This is a genomic window from Rothia koreensis, from assembly GCF_004136575.1.
GTDB lineage: Bacteria > Actinomycetota > Actinomycetes > Actinomycetales > Micrococcaceae > Rothia > Rothia koreensis.
In genome coordinates this window covers 212,452-226,298 of record NZ_NOIQ01000001.1, presented here as the reverse complement: position 1 = coordinate 226,298, position 13,847 = coordinate 212,452, and the positions used below count along the sequence as shown (strand labels likewise).

Sequence of the window (13,847 nt, the reverse complement as noted above, 5' to 3'; positions counted from 1 at the left end):
TAGCGTAGTGACTGCAGCGTTGACCAGACAAGAAGAAACGGAGTACACCATGCTGGACCTTTCGAGCTCGGTCGCAGTCGTCACTGGAGCCAACCGCGGACTCGGCCGGGAGTTCGCCCGCCAACTCGTCGAACTCGGCGCGACGGTTTTCGCCGGCGCGCGCAACCCCGCGTCCCTCGACGTTCCCGGGGCAACCCCACTCCCCCTCGACATCACGGATCCCGATCAGGTCGCGGAAGCCGCCCGCATCGCGTCAGACGCGAACCTTGTGATCAACAATGCCGGAGTCTCAACTTTTGCCCGGCTTGTCGACGGCGACCTCGCCGACATCCGGAAGGAAATGGAAACGAATTACTTCGGCACCCTCCACATGGTGCGGGCCTTCGCCCCGGTCCTCAAGATCAGCGGCCGCGGCGCGTTCCTCAATGTTTCTTCGGTCATGGCCTGGCTGGGATACGAGCACTCCAATACCTACGGGGCATCCAAGGCCGCCGTGTGGGCACTGAGCAATGGGCTGCGGGCCGAACTCTCCGGCGACGGTATTCAAGTCAGCTCGCTCTTCCTCGCCAGCACCGACACCGACATGATGGCCGACGTCGATGTACCCAAGAACGACCCCGCCGACGTAGTCCGCATTGCCCTCGAGGGCCTCGCCGCAGGAGAGCAGGAGATCCTTGCCGACCAGGCAGCCGTCGACCTCAAGGCAACCTTGTCGCAGGACAGGGGCCGCTTCTCGGGCGCCCGTTGATGGTTCAGGGGCAGACGGAGTTCATCTGCGATGGAGTTTGGCGGGCGCGGCTGACGGGACCAAGATTCGGAAGGGCGCCCAGCACATTCGTTGCGGCAGCGTGATGGTTCCGGCCGTTGGTCCTTGCAGGCGCTCGACAATTCAGATCCCTGAGACCTCGCCCTCACCCAACAATCTCGACCGAGGGCTGAAGAATCCCACGAACGAACCGACAGCTCCAGCCAGAGCGCCAGCAATCCCCCACATCGCAGGTTCTGAGGCCCGGTGACGGTAGCTGATCAGCATGATGACGCCGAGCAACGGGGCCAACAGACGCAGAATTTCAAGGATCCGAAACATGGGGAACCCCCAACATCGACAATACGATCGTATTATTAGCGCTAATACACGCGTATTGGACGGCCATACAGAGGACGGGAATAACAACTGTCCATACTTCATGCGAAACACCTGGTGTCGCTGGATCGAAGTGCTTCGCCTACGGAGGCGGGAAACTCAAAGCTATTCGTGTTAGTCCGTTCTACGATCCACAGGTAAAAATCACGCGCCGAGGCCTGGAGGGACTCTCCGTACAGTGTGGCTTGCTACGGGTTTTCAGGACTACCCAATTCCTCAAGTCCCGCACGAGTGGGACCCCCGCGAAGGTGCCCCCAGACGCTCCAGGATCGCACGTAACTGGTCAAGATCGGATGCTTCGAGCCTGCCGAGGACCTCAGGTGGGGTCTCATGGACTTGCTGTGCCTGCCTGGCTATCACCGTGCCGTGCGGGGTTAGGTTCACGATCTTGACCCGCCCGTCCGAGCTGCAGGGTTCGAGCGTGACGAGCTCATTGGCTTGGAGCGGTTTGACGAGTCCCGTCACGTAGGACTTGTCGCAGCTAAGGTATTCGGCCAGGGTCCGCATGGATTGCGGGCCGACCGCGAGCAGTGCGCGAAGTGCGCGGACGGGGCCCGCCCCGAGTCCGACCTCGTGCATGAACTGATGCTCATTTGCGACGACATCCGGCGACGCGATCAGCCCCCGAATGCAGTGCCACACATCCCGGGCAGTCTTGTCGTCATGATCATGAGAGGGAACCATGCAGTCATCTTATTCGACCACATAGTTGACTTACTCAACTTGTTCGGTAGGGTGAACCACATGGTTACTGAGAACGTTTCTCAACGCGCAGTCGTCGCCGTCGTCTATGTCGCAGCAATGTTTATGTCGGTGCTCGACACGACGATCGTGACCGTGGCACTGCCGGCGATTGCACACGATTTTGAGGTGTCGGTCGCCCAGGTCGGGGCGGTCCAAGTAGCCTATTTGGTCGCGTTAACGGTGTTTATCCCGGTCTCCGGATGGATCGGCGACCGCATTGGTGGGAAGCGCGCGCTCCTGGGAGCGATTGGCCTGTTCACACTCGGTTCGGCCCTTTGCGGTATCGCCACGTCCCTGCCGGAGCTGGTCGTCTTCAGCGCGATCCAGGGAGTTGGTGGCGCGGTGATGCTTCCCGTCGGGCTGGCCATGCTGTTCCGGGTGTATCCGCCGTCGGAGCGAGTACAACTGTCGGCGACCCTGGCGCTCGTGACCGCGATCGGGCCCGCACTGGGACCTGTCCTCGGCGGCTTGTTCACGACGTACGGGTCGTGGCGGTGGGTCTTCTTCGTCAACGTACCCATTGGCCTCCTCGCACTCTTCTGGGGATTGGTGCGCCTCAAGCCCCACACCCAACCGAGCCCGGGGCGCCTGGACATGGCCGGATTTTTGTTGGCCGCGACCGGGTTCGGGGCATTGATGACCGGGGTCTCGGAAGGTTCATCGGTCGGCTGGGATCACCCGTTGGTGCTCGCACTGATCGTCGCCGGGGCAATTCTATTGGTGCTGCTCGTTATCGTGGAGCGACGAGTGGATCGGCCGCTGATCGAGCTGCGCTTGTTTCGCAATCACCTCTTCACCTCGGCCACCTGCCTCTACGGACTGGCCTCGGTCGCTTATATCGGCGGCCTCTATGTTGTCTCCACATTCCTGCAGGAGGCCCTGGGTGCCTCGGCTCTCGAGGCCGGCACGACCAGCGTGGCCTCCGCAGTTGGGGTGATCATCGGTGGGCAGCTTGTCTCCCGGGTCCTCTACCACCGCCTCGGGCCACGCCGCCTTACAACCACCGGGCTGATCCTCATCGGTGCCGGTCTCGCGCTAATGGCGATCGCCGGGACCGGGACGAGCCTATGGTGGATGCGTGGGGACCTCCTCCTGCTCGGGCTCGGGGTCGGAGCGGTGTTCATCCCGTCGCAGGCGATCTCGATGGCCACGATTTCGAGCACCGACACCGGCAAGGCATCCCCGATCTTCAACGCCGGAAAGCAGCTCGGCAGCGCTGTCGGGGTGGCGCTCCTCGCCTCCGTCCTCACTCTCACCACCGCACCGAATGTGAACTCAGGCAACGACGGCGGAGCCCTGTTCCCGTTCCACCTCGCGTTTTTGGTTGCCGCAGCGGTGGCGCTCGCCTCAACCCCTGTTGCCCTCAGGATCCGGGATAGCGAAGCCTCCGCAACGATGACGCGCAGCAAGGATACTGCAGAGGCCGGGTAGACAAGAGCCTCAACGAGGAATGGCCTTGGGACCGATCCGAGATGAGGCCGGACGTTCTACCAGGCATTGCCGCCTCCGGAGCCCTTCGTGCTATCGATTGCCTCGTCACCGTTCTGAGGCTGCTCCAGTTAATCTGACAGTGTCTAGCAGGTTCCGAGTGTTTGTGGTCCCGCCGGAGAGGACGCCCATGAGGGCCACCAGCGGATAAAACCAGCACGTCGAAGTACCGACTCCAACCGCGGGGCGGCGTCGATACAGGCCAGTCGGTCGCGGCGGTCGCTCACGAAACCGGGGTAAAGCTTAGGCTGGCGCCGAAGCACTTGCACATCTACGCCCACCCTGGCGGGACCATTCCGGGCATCAATTCATCAATCCCCCACCGTTGCGGCACGTTGTACAGCCCCTCTACGCCGTAGGCCGGGTCACCCCGAACAACCTCGCGATCTCCGCGGTCAGCTGCAATACCCCCCAGACTCCTTTAATGGCGTTCAGGAGATGATGGCGGTCTGCGCGCTATCACTCTTCAGCCGTCGGACCGTCGTCTCCATTACCCAAAAGGATAATCACGTAAATGGCCTCCGCAACAGAGTCATTACCGATCCACACCGCAATCAGGTCACGACCTGCTTCTTCTGACCCACTGAGGTAGGTCGCTTGACTGACCGGCACGATCGCAACCCCAGTGGTTGGTGACGCCCCCCCCAATCGTTGGATTTCGAATGCCATAAATCCGTCCCGGCAGAGGCCTCATGAGGGACGACGGATCCATGAACCGTACCGGGGCGTGTTGCCACGTCCATTTCTACTGACCCATCGAGGCCCGCGGACCGCCTCAAACAGAGATTCTGACGGACCTCATGCACCGTATCTGCGCACACGTCATGGGTTGCCGAAGCAAGCAGAATCTCGGCGATGACGTTCACGACCTGTCACGTCACCGCTGAGCATCCACCACGCAAACTGGCCTCAGCTTCAGCATCCGTTGCAGCCAGAAATACGGGACTGCCGCCAGCCGGCCGTCGATGCGGTCGGCTATATTTCAGCCATGGACAAGACGCACTGGCTCCACATCCCGCCTCACACCCTGGAGCCAGACATCGACACCCCATCTACGGAGAAGTGATGATGACCCTGACCTATCGTGCCCCGTCTCTGTCCGATGCAACGCGTCTGGCCATGTTCTACAGACGCAATCGAGACCACATGCGCACCGGGTCCCCGAGACGAGCCCAGTCGTTCTACACCGCGACAGGTCAGGAAACAGCGATCAGGAATGCCAAAGCCGACCAAGAAGCATCACGCGGATTCTTCTGGCTCATCGAAGACAACACTCAGATCCTTGGCCTGTTGCACCTGAACAGTGTCGTCTACGGAGCGTTCCGATCAGCCAGTATCGCCTACACCGTTGACCGCCAACACACGGGTCAAGGCATTGCCACCTCCGCAGTACGCTGGGCCATCGAATACGCTTTCACCACCCTTGGTCTGCATCGGCTCCAGGGCGAAACCCTGGTATCGAACCATGCCTCACAAGCGGTCCTATCCAAATGCGGGTTCACCCAGTACGGCCTCGCCCCGAAGTACCTGTACATCGATGGAAGCTGGCAGGGCCACGCCTTGTACCAGCTCATCAACACCACCTATGACGAAGCCGTCCGTTAACAACCGACTCCTCGGATAAGACTTTTGCGCTTCCGGTGCCACCGACGGCAGGTCAAATATGGAGCGCGGAGGATCAACTCGTGAAGGAAGCCGATATCGGGGACAAATCGTTCACCATCTCCCGTAATCAATGCGGGGATATCGAAGACCTGGTAGCGATTCTGTCCGATGACATCCGCGGCAACGCCCGTGAGGGAGGATGCCACGAGGCGTACTGTGTCGATTTCGACGAACTTTCTGCAGATCCGAATCAGTTCTTGGCGCTGATTTGTGACGAGAGCGGCAGGCCGTGCGGGACCTTCCAGCTAACCGTCATTCCCGGCATGGCCCGCCGTGGAGCGAAACGTCCGCAGATTGAAGCGCTCCGGACAGCCTCATGGGCCCGCGGCACGGGCCTGGGGCCGGCCATGTTTGCCTGGGCACATGAATGGGGCCGAAGCCGAGGCGCGACTCTTGCTCAACTCACTTCCGACAAGCAGAGACCTGATGCCCACCGGTTTTACGAATCCCTCGAGTACACCGCCACGCATGAGGGTGATAATTTGTTCTTTTGAGATGGGGCCCTTTTATCTGGTGAGTTCTTTTCACGACGTCTCATATCACATGCAACACATCGAAGAATTCGGCCTCGAGATCCAACCACAGACCCAGCAATGTGCTGCGTTCTCGAGAACACAGCCCGTCCAGGGCAAGGATCGACGCGGATGAAACCGGCCGAGACGACATCGAGAAGGCGGACTCTCCGCACCGACTTCGGCACCCCACCAACGGAAGTGACTAGCCCTTGAGCTTCTGCACGGCGGCCCACACGCCCTGACGGCTCATCCCGGCTACAAGAGCGATACGCGACAACGGGATACCCCGATCAACGGCGGCAGCCATGGAGAGACGGAACCTGTGGTCGGCGTCGTCCCGTTCCTGGCGAGCCGTGGACACGGCTTCAAGCGCAGGCTCATCGGTCATGACGGATCACCGCTCGGGCTGTCATGACGCCGGCCAGGACAACGGTCAGTCCAGCCAGCGTGACTGTCAGCCACACGGGTTGGTGTGTTGCGTAGGAGAGTGCAGTGATGAACATGCCGAACGCTATATCGGTGACCTTATTTTTCATGGTTGGCTCCTTCATGATTGGACCGACCAGGACGCCGAGCGGTGACTCGACCCCCTAGGTCCTTGGCCCTTGGGTACGCGGAGGTCTCGGATGAGTCCGACGATTCCTCTTGCGCTCCTCAGGTCTAGGAGGGTGGCTGAGAGTCCGACTACAACCGTCATTTCGCCTCCTTCCATTGAGTGCCCCGGCGTGCCCCGGGGCACTTTTAGTTTAAGGACCCCATCCCAACCGTCAAACACATCAAACAATGAATCAGTGGCCTGTAGGCGTTTCGGCTCATCAGCATCCCGCGACTCAGCACGTCACCCATGGACATGTATGATCCACCGTCTGGCAGTCGAAGCCCGGCGGCCAATTGGCTAGAAGTTGGCATCACACCGCACCGGTGAGGCTCGAGATTCGATTTCTCGTTGCCATACGGGACACCTGCACAGTGGCTCTCCGAAAGGTAGTGATGGTAGTTCAGAGCGATCACATGGCAATGGCAAATGATGTCGATACCGAGGTACAGCGCGTCAAGGAAAACCGGCTGTGCCCTATCCACGACGTGGGGCTCGTGGGGAAGATCAATGTCCTGATAGACCTTTTCCGGGCACCGGTCGTGGAACCTACAGCTTTCGCCGTCCAATCCGCGCTGATTGAAGTTCTCGGACAGGGCCAGCTCGGCGGCCTGCCCAACCTAGTTCGAGCGTCAACGGTTGCGCCTCTTGCCGAGCACTGCCCTGTCAGTGGGTCACACCGCCGAGGCAGTGGAGCTTCCCACCGGCGTCGCATTCCGATACGAAGAACCACTTGCGTCGACGTTGCCTCATCTCCAGCTGAAGCGCTCAATGAGCGCGCGTGCGACCTCGTCGGCTCCATGCGACAAGGTGTCGACCTCAAGTACGTCACTGGTCCACGCGGCATATTCGGTGCGACGCCGTTGAACGTCCGACCACCTAGGTTCACCGACATGGACGAACCCGCGTTTCCTGCCCATGAGCCTCCGCTCGTGCTCCCCCACGTCGGAAATCACAAGGTGTACGAAATACAGATGAGCACCGGTCCGCGAGGCCGCAGTACGCCAGGTCTGGCGAGCTTCCTCACTGTCGTTGACCGCATCGACAATGACATCGTGCCCGAGCCGCAGGTTCTGCTCCGCCATCGCACCCACTGCCTCATACGCAGCAACCCCGACCTGCCACCCTGAAGGCAGGCCGCAGGCAAGGATCGACTCTTCGACCGCATCGATGGACAGGTGGACCGACCTCGTGCGCGCAGCCAAGATCTCGGCAACGCTCGTCTTGCCGACCCCGGGCAGACCGGAGATCGCGATGAGCTGCCCGGTCACGTGACCTGCAGAGGCGTGATCGAAGAGATCTGATCCCCCGCAAGATCCTCCGCGCGACCCAGCTCATAGTGGCTTTGCAGGTTGATCCAGAACTCTGCGGAGGTCCCGAAGTACTTCGCGAGGCGCAGTGCGGTGTCTGCTGTGATGCCTCGCTTGCCGTGGACGATCTCGTTGATCCGCCGCGGTGGCACGCCGATTGAGACGGCGAGCTTGTTCTGGGTGATGCCGAACCCCTCGACGAAGTCCTCCATGAGGACCTCGCCTGGATGGATCGGCTCGATCAGAGCAACGTTAGTGGCAGTCGATGAGTTCGACATACTCGGGGTCCTTCGTTCCACGCGACGCAGGTGCGCTCGGCAGCCTACCTGCCAACCGATTTAATCACACAGGGAGGCCTGTGACGACAGCTGTCAACAGCGCTAAACGTTGAACCGGAACTCCACCGCGGCATCTCGGTCTCCCATGTCCATGCCGCGACCAGCCAGGATCTCCACCTGCTCGACATACGTCTTGTACGCCTTGATATCCCCGCCCACGAACACCGCCTGAGGAAAAAATTGAAGACCGGCCCTGGACCTACCGAAGTAGGCGGAACCGGTCATAGTGCAATTACGCTACATAAGCGCGCGAGCACTCGCAAAACCACGTTCGACCCTTCGCGAGCACTTGACTATGGGGCACCACGCCGCGTGTTTTAACCGGCGACTAGAGACCCGGCCAACCGCTGCGGGTAGCCTGGGCCGGAAGGCTCACGTGCATCGAACCAAGTGAATGGGTGACGCTGGGCCAGGACCGCTGGGAGTAGTGGATGCCCCTGTCGAAGCGGCACCTCCCACTCGTCGCATTCGCAGTCATCATCGAACCCATCTGATAGGCCATCCCAGTCTTCGTCCCCGATCAAGTATTCCCCATCACCGTCGACGGCTTCGCGCTGCGGGATCCGCTCGAAGAGTTCAGGCATGTCCTCCAGCAACGCCTGCGCACCATCGAGGGCTGCACCGATCATAACCTCGTCGATGAGAGGCCCCGGACGGTCAAAGGGAAGCGTGCCGGCCTCGGTCTCGTTGGAGATAACGCGGCAGCGTTGCTTGACAGCTTCAGCCCAGGCGCGGTTCTCCCCCACGAGCATCATGACGCGAAGATCGAAGTGATGAAAGGGGGCAACGTCGTGGAGTGATTCACTCGGATCCCGTATCCATTCAGTGATGTCCCTGTCAGCCCAACCGTCCAGCTCCACAGCGATTGCGTACGCCTGCCGTGGGGTCAGTCGGGGCGAAACTTGCCATGAACCCGTGAAGGCCACAGCGGATTTCGAGAGCGCTCGCTCGAAGTCAGAAGCACCTTCGGGGACGTCCTCACAGGCGATACGAGTCTTCGCACTGACCGAGTCAGGATCCTCTTCCCAGCGTCGCCAAGTCGCCAGGGAGGCATCAGCCTTTCGTGCCGTGCCAGCCTGGGTCAGGTCAAGTTCGATACGTCGATCGCTACGCTCACTCACGAGACCAGCCCAGTGAGTACTCAGTGAGTAGTCAATGCACTTCCCAGTCGAGCGCTTGCAGATTGCACACCAAACCCGACTCGAGATGCTGGCTAGAGCCAGAACCTCCACTCCACTACGTCGCAGCAGATACAAACCTCTGGCCCCAGCCCGCCCTTAAAGCGAAGCATTCCTGCAACTACGAGGAGATGGTGACTCCGCCAAACACTCAACGCCTCCGCCTCCGCCGCATGCGGCCTGCTGACATCGAGCTCATGGCCGACATGCTTGGGGATCCTGAAGTCATGCGTTTCTACCCCGCACCGAAAACACGTGAGCAGGCAGCTAGGTGGATCACATGGAATGAAGAGAACTACGCGGAGCACGGCTACGGCCTGTGGATCGTTGAGACGATCGACGGGGAGTTCGTAGGCGACTGCGGCCTCACCTGGCAGGAAGTGAATGGCGAACTCAAGCTCGAGGTCGGCTACCACGTCGTCACTTCAAGGCAGGGCCGCGGTTACGCCACCGAAGCCGCCATTGCATGCCGGGACTACGCACGTGACGTCGTGGGCTCACCCGAGCTGGTCGCAATCATCCACCCCGAGAACGAGGCATCGGAACGCGTCGCTCGAAAGCTCGGCATGCGTCGGCTAGAAGACGACCATGGCGGAACCATTCCTGTCCGAAAGGTTCTCGGGATGACGTTGGAGCCGTAGCGAACTGAAAGCGAAAGCGCCGGACCCCTCAGGGGATCCGACGCTTGCGCAAGAGGTTGGAGCGGAACCCGACTAGACGTTAAACCGGAACTCCACCGCGTCGCCGCGGATAGCGAACGTCTGGAAGCCTGCACCTGCATGCGTCGGTCACGCACTTGGGCGCGAGTCCGTCGCCGGTCTCCTCGCGGTCGCCGTACGGCTGTCTGTGACCTCCACCAGCGCCTTCCTCCATCTCAACCCGAGTCAGCTCGCGGATGCGTTCTTCGTGCCCCGGCGCTCCGATACGGAGGATGACTCGCACGCCTTGCCCTGGTCAAAGTCGTGAGGCATGACGAAGCTGCGCATGGCGTCCGCCTCGTCGATCGCCGCGGCGAACTCCTCCTCGGTGACCGAGTTCAGCAGGTCGAGGGGCGATCGGTCCGAGCCGTCCGCGTCCTGCGGCAGATCCTGGTGCGGGGTCTGCCACCAGTCCAGGAGCGCCCTGGCGATGTCGGTCGGGTCCAAGTCTTTGCAGGATCGAGCAAGTGCCTGGTTGATCTCCGCAAGCGCGTCGATGATCTTTCCGTCCTGGAACTGGAAGGCCGGGTAGAACTTCGTCCCTCCGAGCACGACCTCGATCACTACGTCGTGCTTGAGGTAGCTGCGCAGCAAGGACTTCTGAGCTCCACGCTTCGCTGCCGCCAGCTGGCACGGCGTCCGAGGGTCAGCCTTGGCCTTCGGCTCGGCAGCAGTGAGCGCCGCACGAGCGTCCCCTACGGTCAGGCTCTCGACGCGGTCAAGCAGGCTCGCGGCCACCATTGGCGACCGGTCGAGCGCGAAGGCCCGATCCCAGATCGGGCTGCTCCGCCAGTCGTCCGGGAAGCCGAGCTGCTCCATGCCGAACCCGACGGTGCGGGACTGGTCCTCGATGAAGTCGGCCAAGTCGACGACGTCTGCCCGCTCTGGCGCGATGCTCAGCAAGAGGTGGCGCATGACGAGCAGCACTCCGTAGAGCCTGTTGTTCGTCCGGTCGTCCGCGAGCGGCGCGAGCGGATCGTCGGCGTTCCTCTGCGCCTTCCCCGGCGCGGCGATGGTCACGTCGAACGCGCGGTTCCACACGCGGCCATAGTGCGCGCAGATGTTCCGCACGTTCCTGAGGATGTTCAGCCAGTTGCCGAGGGCTCCGCGGTCTCCGCGGCCGTCGGCGGCATGGACCTGGAAACGAGCTGCGAGGATCTCCTTGTCGGACTGCAGCATCAGGTCGTAGAGGCTGCTCAGCACACCGAAGGACATCACTTCTGTTGCGACCCAGATGGGCAGGTGCGGGCCGTACTGCTGGCGGAAATGCACGACGAAGTCTCCCCGGGCGCGCTGCTCGTGCCGGTCGTACTCCTCGATCCACTCGCGGTAGGCGGTGGTCGGCTCGGGCGGGGCGCTGGGATCTTCCTGCCTCGTCGCGCCGAGCGTCCAGGGATGCCGGTGCGCGAACGCGTCGACCCTGCCGAGCCGGTGGCCGATGAAGAAGCGGAAGGCCGTCTCGATGGTGCTGAGGACGTCGCTCAGGCGCATGCGGAGCTCGTGGTCGAACTCGTACAGGAAGACCACGTGCGCCAGGCCGGTCCCTTGCACGAACGTGTCCAGGCGGATCTCTCGTCCTTCGTCGTCGAACCGAGGCGCAGGAGGCGCAGGCCGGTCGCGGTAGAGGTGCCAGTAGCCCGACAGCCGGTAGTAGCCGTAGCGCTGCAGGACGGCGGCCGCGTAGGCGTCGTCGCCGCAGTCCATGCCCCGCCCGCGCAGCCGACGGATCTGCTCGGAGACCGTGAGGAACGGCTTCGCGTAGGTGCTGTTTGGGGTCGTCACGTGTGCATCGTCCTGGCGTCCCCGGTACCCGGGGGTAGAAAGAGAACAGACCCGCGTCTCATCGCGAGAAGCGGGCCTGCCGTGTTACTTGGAGGATACGGGTTCCACCAGCACAGGTCAAACACTGCGCGGTCGTGCCGCCTTGTCGCCGACCAGATGCTAGAGCGAAAATTTCCATTCCACCAAGTCGCCACACGTAGGACTATTTGGCCGCTCAGGCTACTCAACCCTCCTCGGGGCCATGACCTCCCTGCATCGGGCGCGCTCCAGCAGGTTGCTGTCGACATCTGCAGCAGTGACAGCCATCAGCCCTTCCTCTTGGACTCTCGGAAGCGGCAATTCGCTTAAGCGTACGCCGAAGCGCGACGGCGGCGGTTCCTCGCCAGGGTGGCCGAGGGGCGAGAGTTGGATCTGGGAACGCGCAGCAAGGAGGTAGACGCAGCCTGGCCGGCCTGGCGGCCGGCGAGCTACGCCTTCCATGCGAGAGACCCGCGCTCCGCGCGGGGTCCGGCCAGTACCTGAGGATCATCTGGCACGTGTGGAGACCCGGCTGCTCGTCAGGGCAAAGGGTCGGGCTGCGGTCGCGCGATCGACCCGATCAATTTGAGTCACTGAGTCACAGCCAGCCGCCTGTGACTCAACGTGTGACTCAAGCGTTTTCCCCGGTCAGTACGGGTATCTCTCAAGATTGAGTCACTGAGTCACTGAAATGCAAGGTTCTCCCACGCACACGCGCACGCGCACACCGAAGCCGAACCTTGCAAACCCGAGACTCAGTGACTCAAACCTTCTGCTGAAGCCCGGAATCTGCCCCGTGACCAGCCACGATGGCTTGAGTCACTGGTTGAGTCTCGACCGCCGGCGAGGAACTCAGTTCGCAACCACGTGACTCAGATCGTCGACTCACAACCCAGGGTTCTCGCGCCGCCAGCCCTCCGCATCACCCTCGATCTCCTCACCACTGGTGTCGACGACGCTGAAGCGAATCTGGCCCACCCGAGCCTCGAGAGCACTACCTGAGGATCTACACTCCCCCACCGCAGTCGCCGGAGCAGGCGAAGCTGGTCGCGCGCACCTTCACGCGGGTCAAGGAAAGCCCAGTTAGCCTCCCGGCCGGCGGGGCTGGTCTGCGTGAGAGAGTCGGGGCGTCGGAAACAGACCTACTCAGTAAATGGGGGTCGGTCGCGACGATTCGAGCTCGGCGATGGCCTTCTCGATCGCGATGACCGAGGCCCGGGCCCGGTGCAACTGCTCCTCGTAGGCGACAACGGCCTCCCGCGCTTGGATCAGCTCGTCGCGCTGCTTGTCGATCCGCTCCTGCAGCGTGTCGACCTCCTCCAGGAGCGCTGCCAGCGGCACGCCCAACTGCTCGGCAGCGACCACAGCCTCGTCGAGACGCACCGCCCTCCTGCCGCTCTCGATGCGCGACACAGTGCTGCCGTCGAGCTGGTGGTCAAGGTGCTCCGAAATCGCGTCGGCCAGGGTCGCCTGATTGATCCCGGCCGCGAGGCGCTCGTGACGGAGCCTGTGAGCGAAGGTCTTCCAGGGGTCTCGGGGCATGGCACTTCCTCTGTGTGACGATCTCTCATGAGCATTGCCGGCATGCTGTCAGTCCATACTACCGCGTCATGCTTTTGCACTGATGACAAACTACTGTTAGCATGGATGCATGGCCCACGGCGACCATCCCGACCGCACAAGGTTTGCAACCCAGGCGGCTCGGGTGACACCACCAGGCGCTGCGCCGAGGTTGAGACACCTCGAGCGACTCCCGCACCGACTTGCAACCGGGCGGTGAGTAACGGTTGTGCTGCCTGAGGGCTGAGATGCCCCGGGGCACCGCGGACGGCATTGGCAACGCCGGCGTGGTCAACGAGAACCCTCCGGGCGTGCCGCTCCAGGACTGAGACGTCCTGTTGAGCCGTGACGGGATAGCAGAGCGCGGTCCCAGCAGTCACGCAGACGACGCGCGCCAGCCACCCCCCGAGAGGTCAATCTTGTGTCCACCAGCACCGACATTCGCCGGGGTCGGACCACTCCCCGAGTCGACACCCGCAAGCCTCCAATCAGCGTTCCACGCCTCAACGACGGCAAGCCGCCACGGATCACCGTCGCCCGAGCGTCCGCGCTCGGGTTCGGCCATCCACAGACGATCCGTCGCTACATTCACGAAGGCCGACTGCCGGCGGAGAAGGTCGGCCGCGACTTCCTCATCTACGAGGACGACCTCCGCGGTCTGTTCAGGACGATCCCGCCGTCCAAAGTCGCGACCGAGGAGTACCTCGATTCCCTCGTCAAGCAGATGGTCGACAAGTGGCCGCTGTTGACTCAGGAGCACAAGCGCGAGCTCGGTCAGCTCCTCGCTCCATCAGCAACCTGATACACGAATG

General features: G+C 62.1%; 17 protein-coding genes. 6 read left to right on the top strand and 11 right to left on the bottom strand.

Translation table 11 applies throughout. The features are described 5' to 3' along the window. Positions 1 to 19: 19 nt before the first annotated feature. Positions 20 to 748 (top strand): SDR family oxidoreductase, encoded by a 729-nt coding sequence (locus EWU68_RS01130; RefSeq protein WP_238692241.1) that lies wholly within the window; start codon positions 20 to 22, stop codon positions 746 to 748. Positions 749 to 889: 141 nt separating this feature from the next. Here EWU68_RS01130 and EWU68_RS01125 read toward each other — a convergent pair whose 3' ends face one another. Both EWU68_RS01125 and EWU68_RS01120 read right to left on the bottom strand, forming a co-directional pair. Beyond that, on the bottom strand, positions 890 to 1,087 hold the full coding sequence (locus EWU68_RS01125; RefSeq protein ID WP_129314039.1) for a hypothetical protein: 198 nt from the start codon (positions 1,085 to 1,087) through the stop codon (positions 890 to 892). Positions 1,088 to 1,360: 273 nt separating this feature from the next. After that, a complete protein-coding gene (locus EWU68_RS01120; protein ID WP_129314038.1) occupies positions 1,361 to 1,828 on the bottom strand; it encodes a MarR family winged helix-turn-helix transcriptional regulator in 468 nt (155 codons plus the stop codon). Between the two features lie 60 nt (positions 1,829 to 1,888). Here EWU68_RS01120 and EWU68_RS01115 point away from each other — a divergent pair, with 60 nt between their 5' ends. Next, on the top strand, positions 1,889 to 3,319 hold the full coding sequence (locus tag EWU68_RS01115) for a DHA2 family efflux MFS transporter permease subunit (RefSeq protein WP_162421320.1): 1,431 nt from the start codon (positions 1,889 to 1,891) through the stop codon (positions 3,317 to 3,319). Positions 3,320 to 3,835: 516 nt separating this feature from the next. Here the strand turns inward: EWU68_RS01115 and EWU68_RS01110 are convergent. Next, the gene (locus tag EWU68_RS01110; protein ID WP_129314036.1) at positions 3,836 to 4,045 is read right to left on the bottom strand and encodes a hypothetical protein; all 210 of its coding nucleotides are present in this window, start codon (positions 4,043 to 4,045) and stop codon (positions 3,836 to 3,838) included. Positions 4,046 to 4,441: 396 nt separating this feature from the next. On the opposite strand from EWU68_RS01110, the gene EWU68_RS01105 reads away from it, so the two are divergent. Then, positions 4,442 to 4,981, top strand: a complete 540-nt coding sequence (locus EWU68_RS01105; protein ID WP_238692240.1) for a GNAT family N-acetyltransferase — start codon at positions 4,442 to 4,444, stop codon at positions 4,979 to 4,981. An 80-nt stretch (positions 4,982 to 5,061) separates the two neighbouring features. Further along, on the top strand, positions 5,062 to 5,535 hold the full coding sequence (locus EWU68_RS01100) for a GNAT family N-acetyltransferase (RefSeq protein WP_238692239.1): 474 nt from the start codon (positions 5,062 to 5,064) through the stop codon (positions 5,533 to 5,535). 223 nt (positions 5,536 to 5,758) lie between these two features. Here EWU68_RS01100 and EWU68_RS01095 read toward each other — a convergent pair whose 3' ends face one another. The 6 genes from EWU68_RS01095 to EWU68_RS01075 all read right to left on the bottom strand — a co-directional run bounded on the left by EWU68_RS01095 (position 5,759) and on the right by EWU68_RS01075 (position 8,920). Continuing rightward, complete coding sequence (locus EWU68_RS01095) at positions 5,759 to 5,944, bottom strand: hypothetical protein (protein ID WP_129314035.1); 186 nt, start codon at positions 5,942 to 5,944, stop codon at positions 5,759 to 5,761. Continuing rightward, positions 5,934 to 6,092, bottom strand: a complete 159-nt coding sequence (locus EWU68_RS12965) for a hypothetical protein (RefSeq protein WP_156265266.1) — start codon at positions 6,090 to 6,092, stop codon at positions 5,934 to 5,936. Before EWU68_RS12965 ends, EWU68_RS01095 begins: the two co-directional genes overlap by 11 nt. 808 nt (positions 6,093 to 6,900) lie before the next feature. Continuing rightward, positions 6,901 to 7,422 carry a P-loop nucleotide/nucleoside kinase family protein gene (locus tag EWU68_RS01090; RefSeq protein WP_129314034.1) on the bottom strand — a complete coding sequence of 174 codons (522 nt, stop codon included), beginning with the start codon at positions 7,420 to 7,422 and terminating at the stop codon, positions 6,901 to 6,903. Next, positions 7,419 to 7,739 carry a HigA family addiction module antitoxin gene (locus tag EWU68_RS01085; RefSeq protein WP_129314033.1) on the bottom strand — a complete coding sequence of 107 codons (321 nt, stop codon included), beginning with the start codon at positions 7,737 to 7,739 and terminating at the stop codon, positions 7,419 to 7,421. Before EWU68_RS01085 ends, EWU68_RS01090 begins: the two co-directional genes overlap by 4 nt. Before the next feature lie 102 nt (positions 7,740 to 7,841). Then, positions 7,842 to 8,024, bottom strand: coding sequence for a hypothetical protein (locus EWU68_RS13125; RefSeq protein WP_156265265.1), 183 nt, complete (start codon positions 8,022 to 8,024; stop codon positions 7,842 to 7,844). A 92-nt stretch (positions 8,025 to 8,116) separates the two neighbouring features. Next, on the bottom strand, positions 8,117 to 8,920 hold the full coding sequence (locus EWU68_RS01075) for a hypothetical protein (protein ID WP_129314032.1): 804 nt from the start codon (positions 8,918 to 8,920) through the stop codon (positions 8,117 to 8,119). A gap of 188 nt (positions 8,921 to 9,108) precedes the next feature. Between EWU68_RS01075 and EWU68_RS01070 the strand changes: the two genes are divergently transcribed. Continuing rightward, positions 9,109 to 9,618 carry a GNAT family N-acetyltransferase gene (locus EWU68_RS01070; RefSeq protein ID WP_156265264.1) on the top strand — a complete coding sequence of 170 codons (510 nt, stop codon included), beginning with the start codon at positions 9,109 to 9,111 and terminating at the stop codon, positions 9,616 to 9,618. A gap of 243 nt (positions 9,619 to 9,861) precedes the next feature. Here EWU68_RS01070 and EWU68_RS01065 read toward each other — a convergent pair whose 3' ends face one another. Both EWU68_RS01065 and EWU68_RS01060 read right to left on the bottom strand, forming a co-directional pair. Further along, positions 9,862 to 11,457 carry an Abi family protein gene (locus EWU68_RS01065; RefSeq protein ID WP_129314031.1) on the bottom strand — a complete coding sequence of 532 codons (1,596 nt, stop codon included), beginning with the start codon at positions 11,455 to 11,457 and terminating at the stop codon, positions 9,862 to 9,864. Between the two features lie 1,164 nt (positions 11,458 to 12,621). Further along, positions 12,622 to 13,017 carry a helix-turn-helix domain-containing protein gene (locus EWU68_RS01060; protein ID WP_129314030.1) on the bottom strand — a complete coding sequence of 132 codons (396 nt, stop codon included), beginning with the start codon at positions 13,015 to 13,017 and terminating at the stop codon, positions 12,622 to 12,624. 439 nt (positions 13,018 to 13,456) lie between these two features. Here EWU68_RS01060 and EWU68_RS01055 point away from each other — a divergent pair, with 439 nt between their 5' ends. Continuing rightward, positions 13,457 to 13,837: an excisionase family DNA-binding protein gene (locus EWU68_RS01055; protein WP_129314029.1), complete on the top strand. Its 381-nt coding sequence runs from the start codon at positions 13,457 to 13,459 to the stop codon at positions 13,835 to 13,837. Positions 13,838 to 13,847 lie beyond the last annotated feature (10 nt).

What these genes read in the sequence shown, in the direction of transcription:
- EWU68_RS01125 (WP_129314039.1), bottom strand. Translation starts at nt 1,087, where the DNA reads ATGTTTCGGATCCTTGAAATTCTGCGTCTGTTGGCCCCGTTGCTCGGC.
- EWU68_RS01115 (WP_162421320.1), top strand. Translation starts at nt 1,889, where the DNA reads ATGGTTACTGAGAACGTTTCTCAACGCGCAGTCGTCGCCGTCGTCTAT.
- EWU68_RS01095 (WP_129314035.1), bottom strand. Translation starts at nt 5,944, where the DNA reads ATGACCGATGAGCCTGCGCTTGAAGCCGTGTCCACGGCTCGCCAGGAA.
- EWU68_RS01060 (WP_129314030.1), bottom strand. Translation starts at nt 13,017, where the DNA reads ATGCCCCGAGACCCCTGGAAGACCTTCGCTCACAGGCTCCGTCACGAG.
- EWU68_RS01105 (WP_238692240.1), top strand. Translation starts at nt 4,442, where the DNA reads ATGATGACCCTGACCTATCGTGCCCCGTCTCTGTCCGATGCAACGCGT.
- EWU68_RS13125 (WP_156265265.1), bottom strand. Translation starts at nt 8,024, where the DNA reads ATGACCGGTTCCGCCTACTTCGGTAGGTCCAGGGCCGGTCTTCAATTT.
- EWU68_RS12965 (WP_156265266.1), bottom strand. Translation starts at nt 6,092, where the DNA reads ATGAAAAATAAGGTCACCGATATAGCGTTCGGCATGTTCATCACTGCA.
- EWU68_RS01120 (WP_129314038.1), bottom strand. Translation starts at nt 1,828, where the DNA reads ATGGTTCCCTCTCATGATCATGACGACAAGACTGCCCGGGATGTGTGG.
- EWU68_RS01070 (WP_156265264.1), top strand. Translation starts at nt 9,109, where the DNA reads ATGGTGACTCCGCCAAACACTCAACGCCTCCGCCTCCGCCGCATGCGG.
- EWU68_RS01085 (WP_129314033.1), bottom strand. Translation starts at nt 7,739, where the DNA reads ATGTCGAACTCATCGACTGCCACTAACGTTGCTCTGATCGAGCCGATC.
- EWU68_RS01110 (WP_129314036.1), bottom strand. Translation starts at nt 4,045, where the DNA reads ATGGCATTCGAAATCCAACGATTGGGGGGGGCGTCACCAACCACTGGG.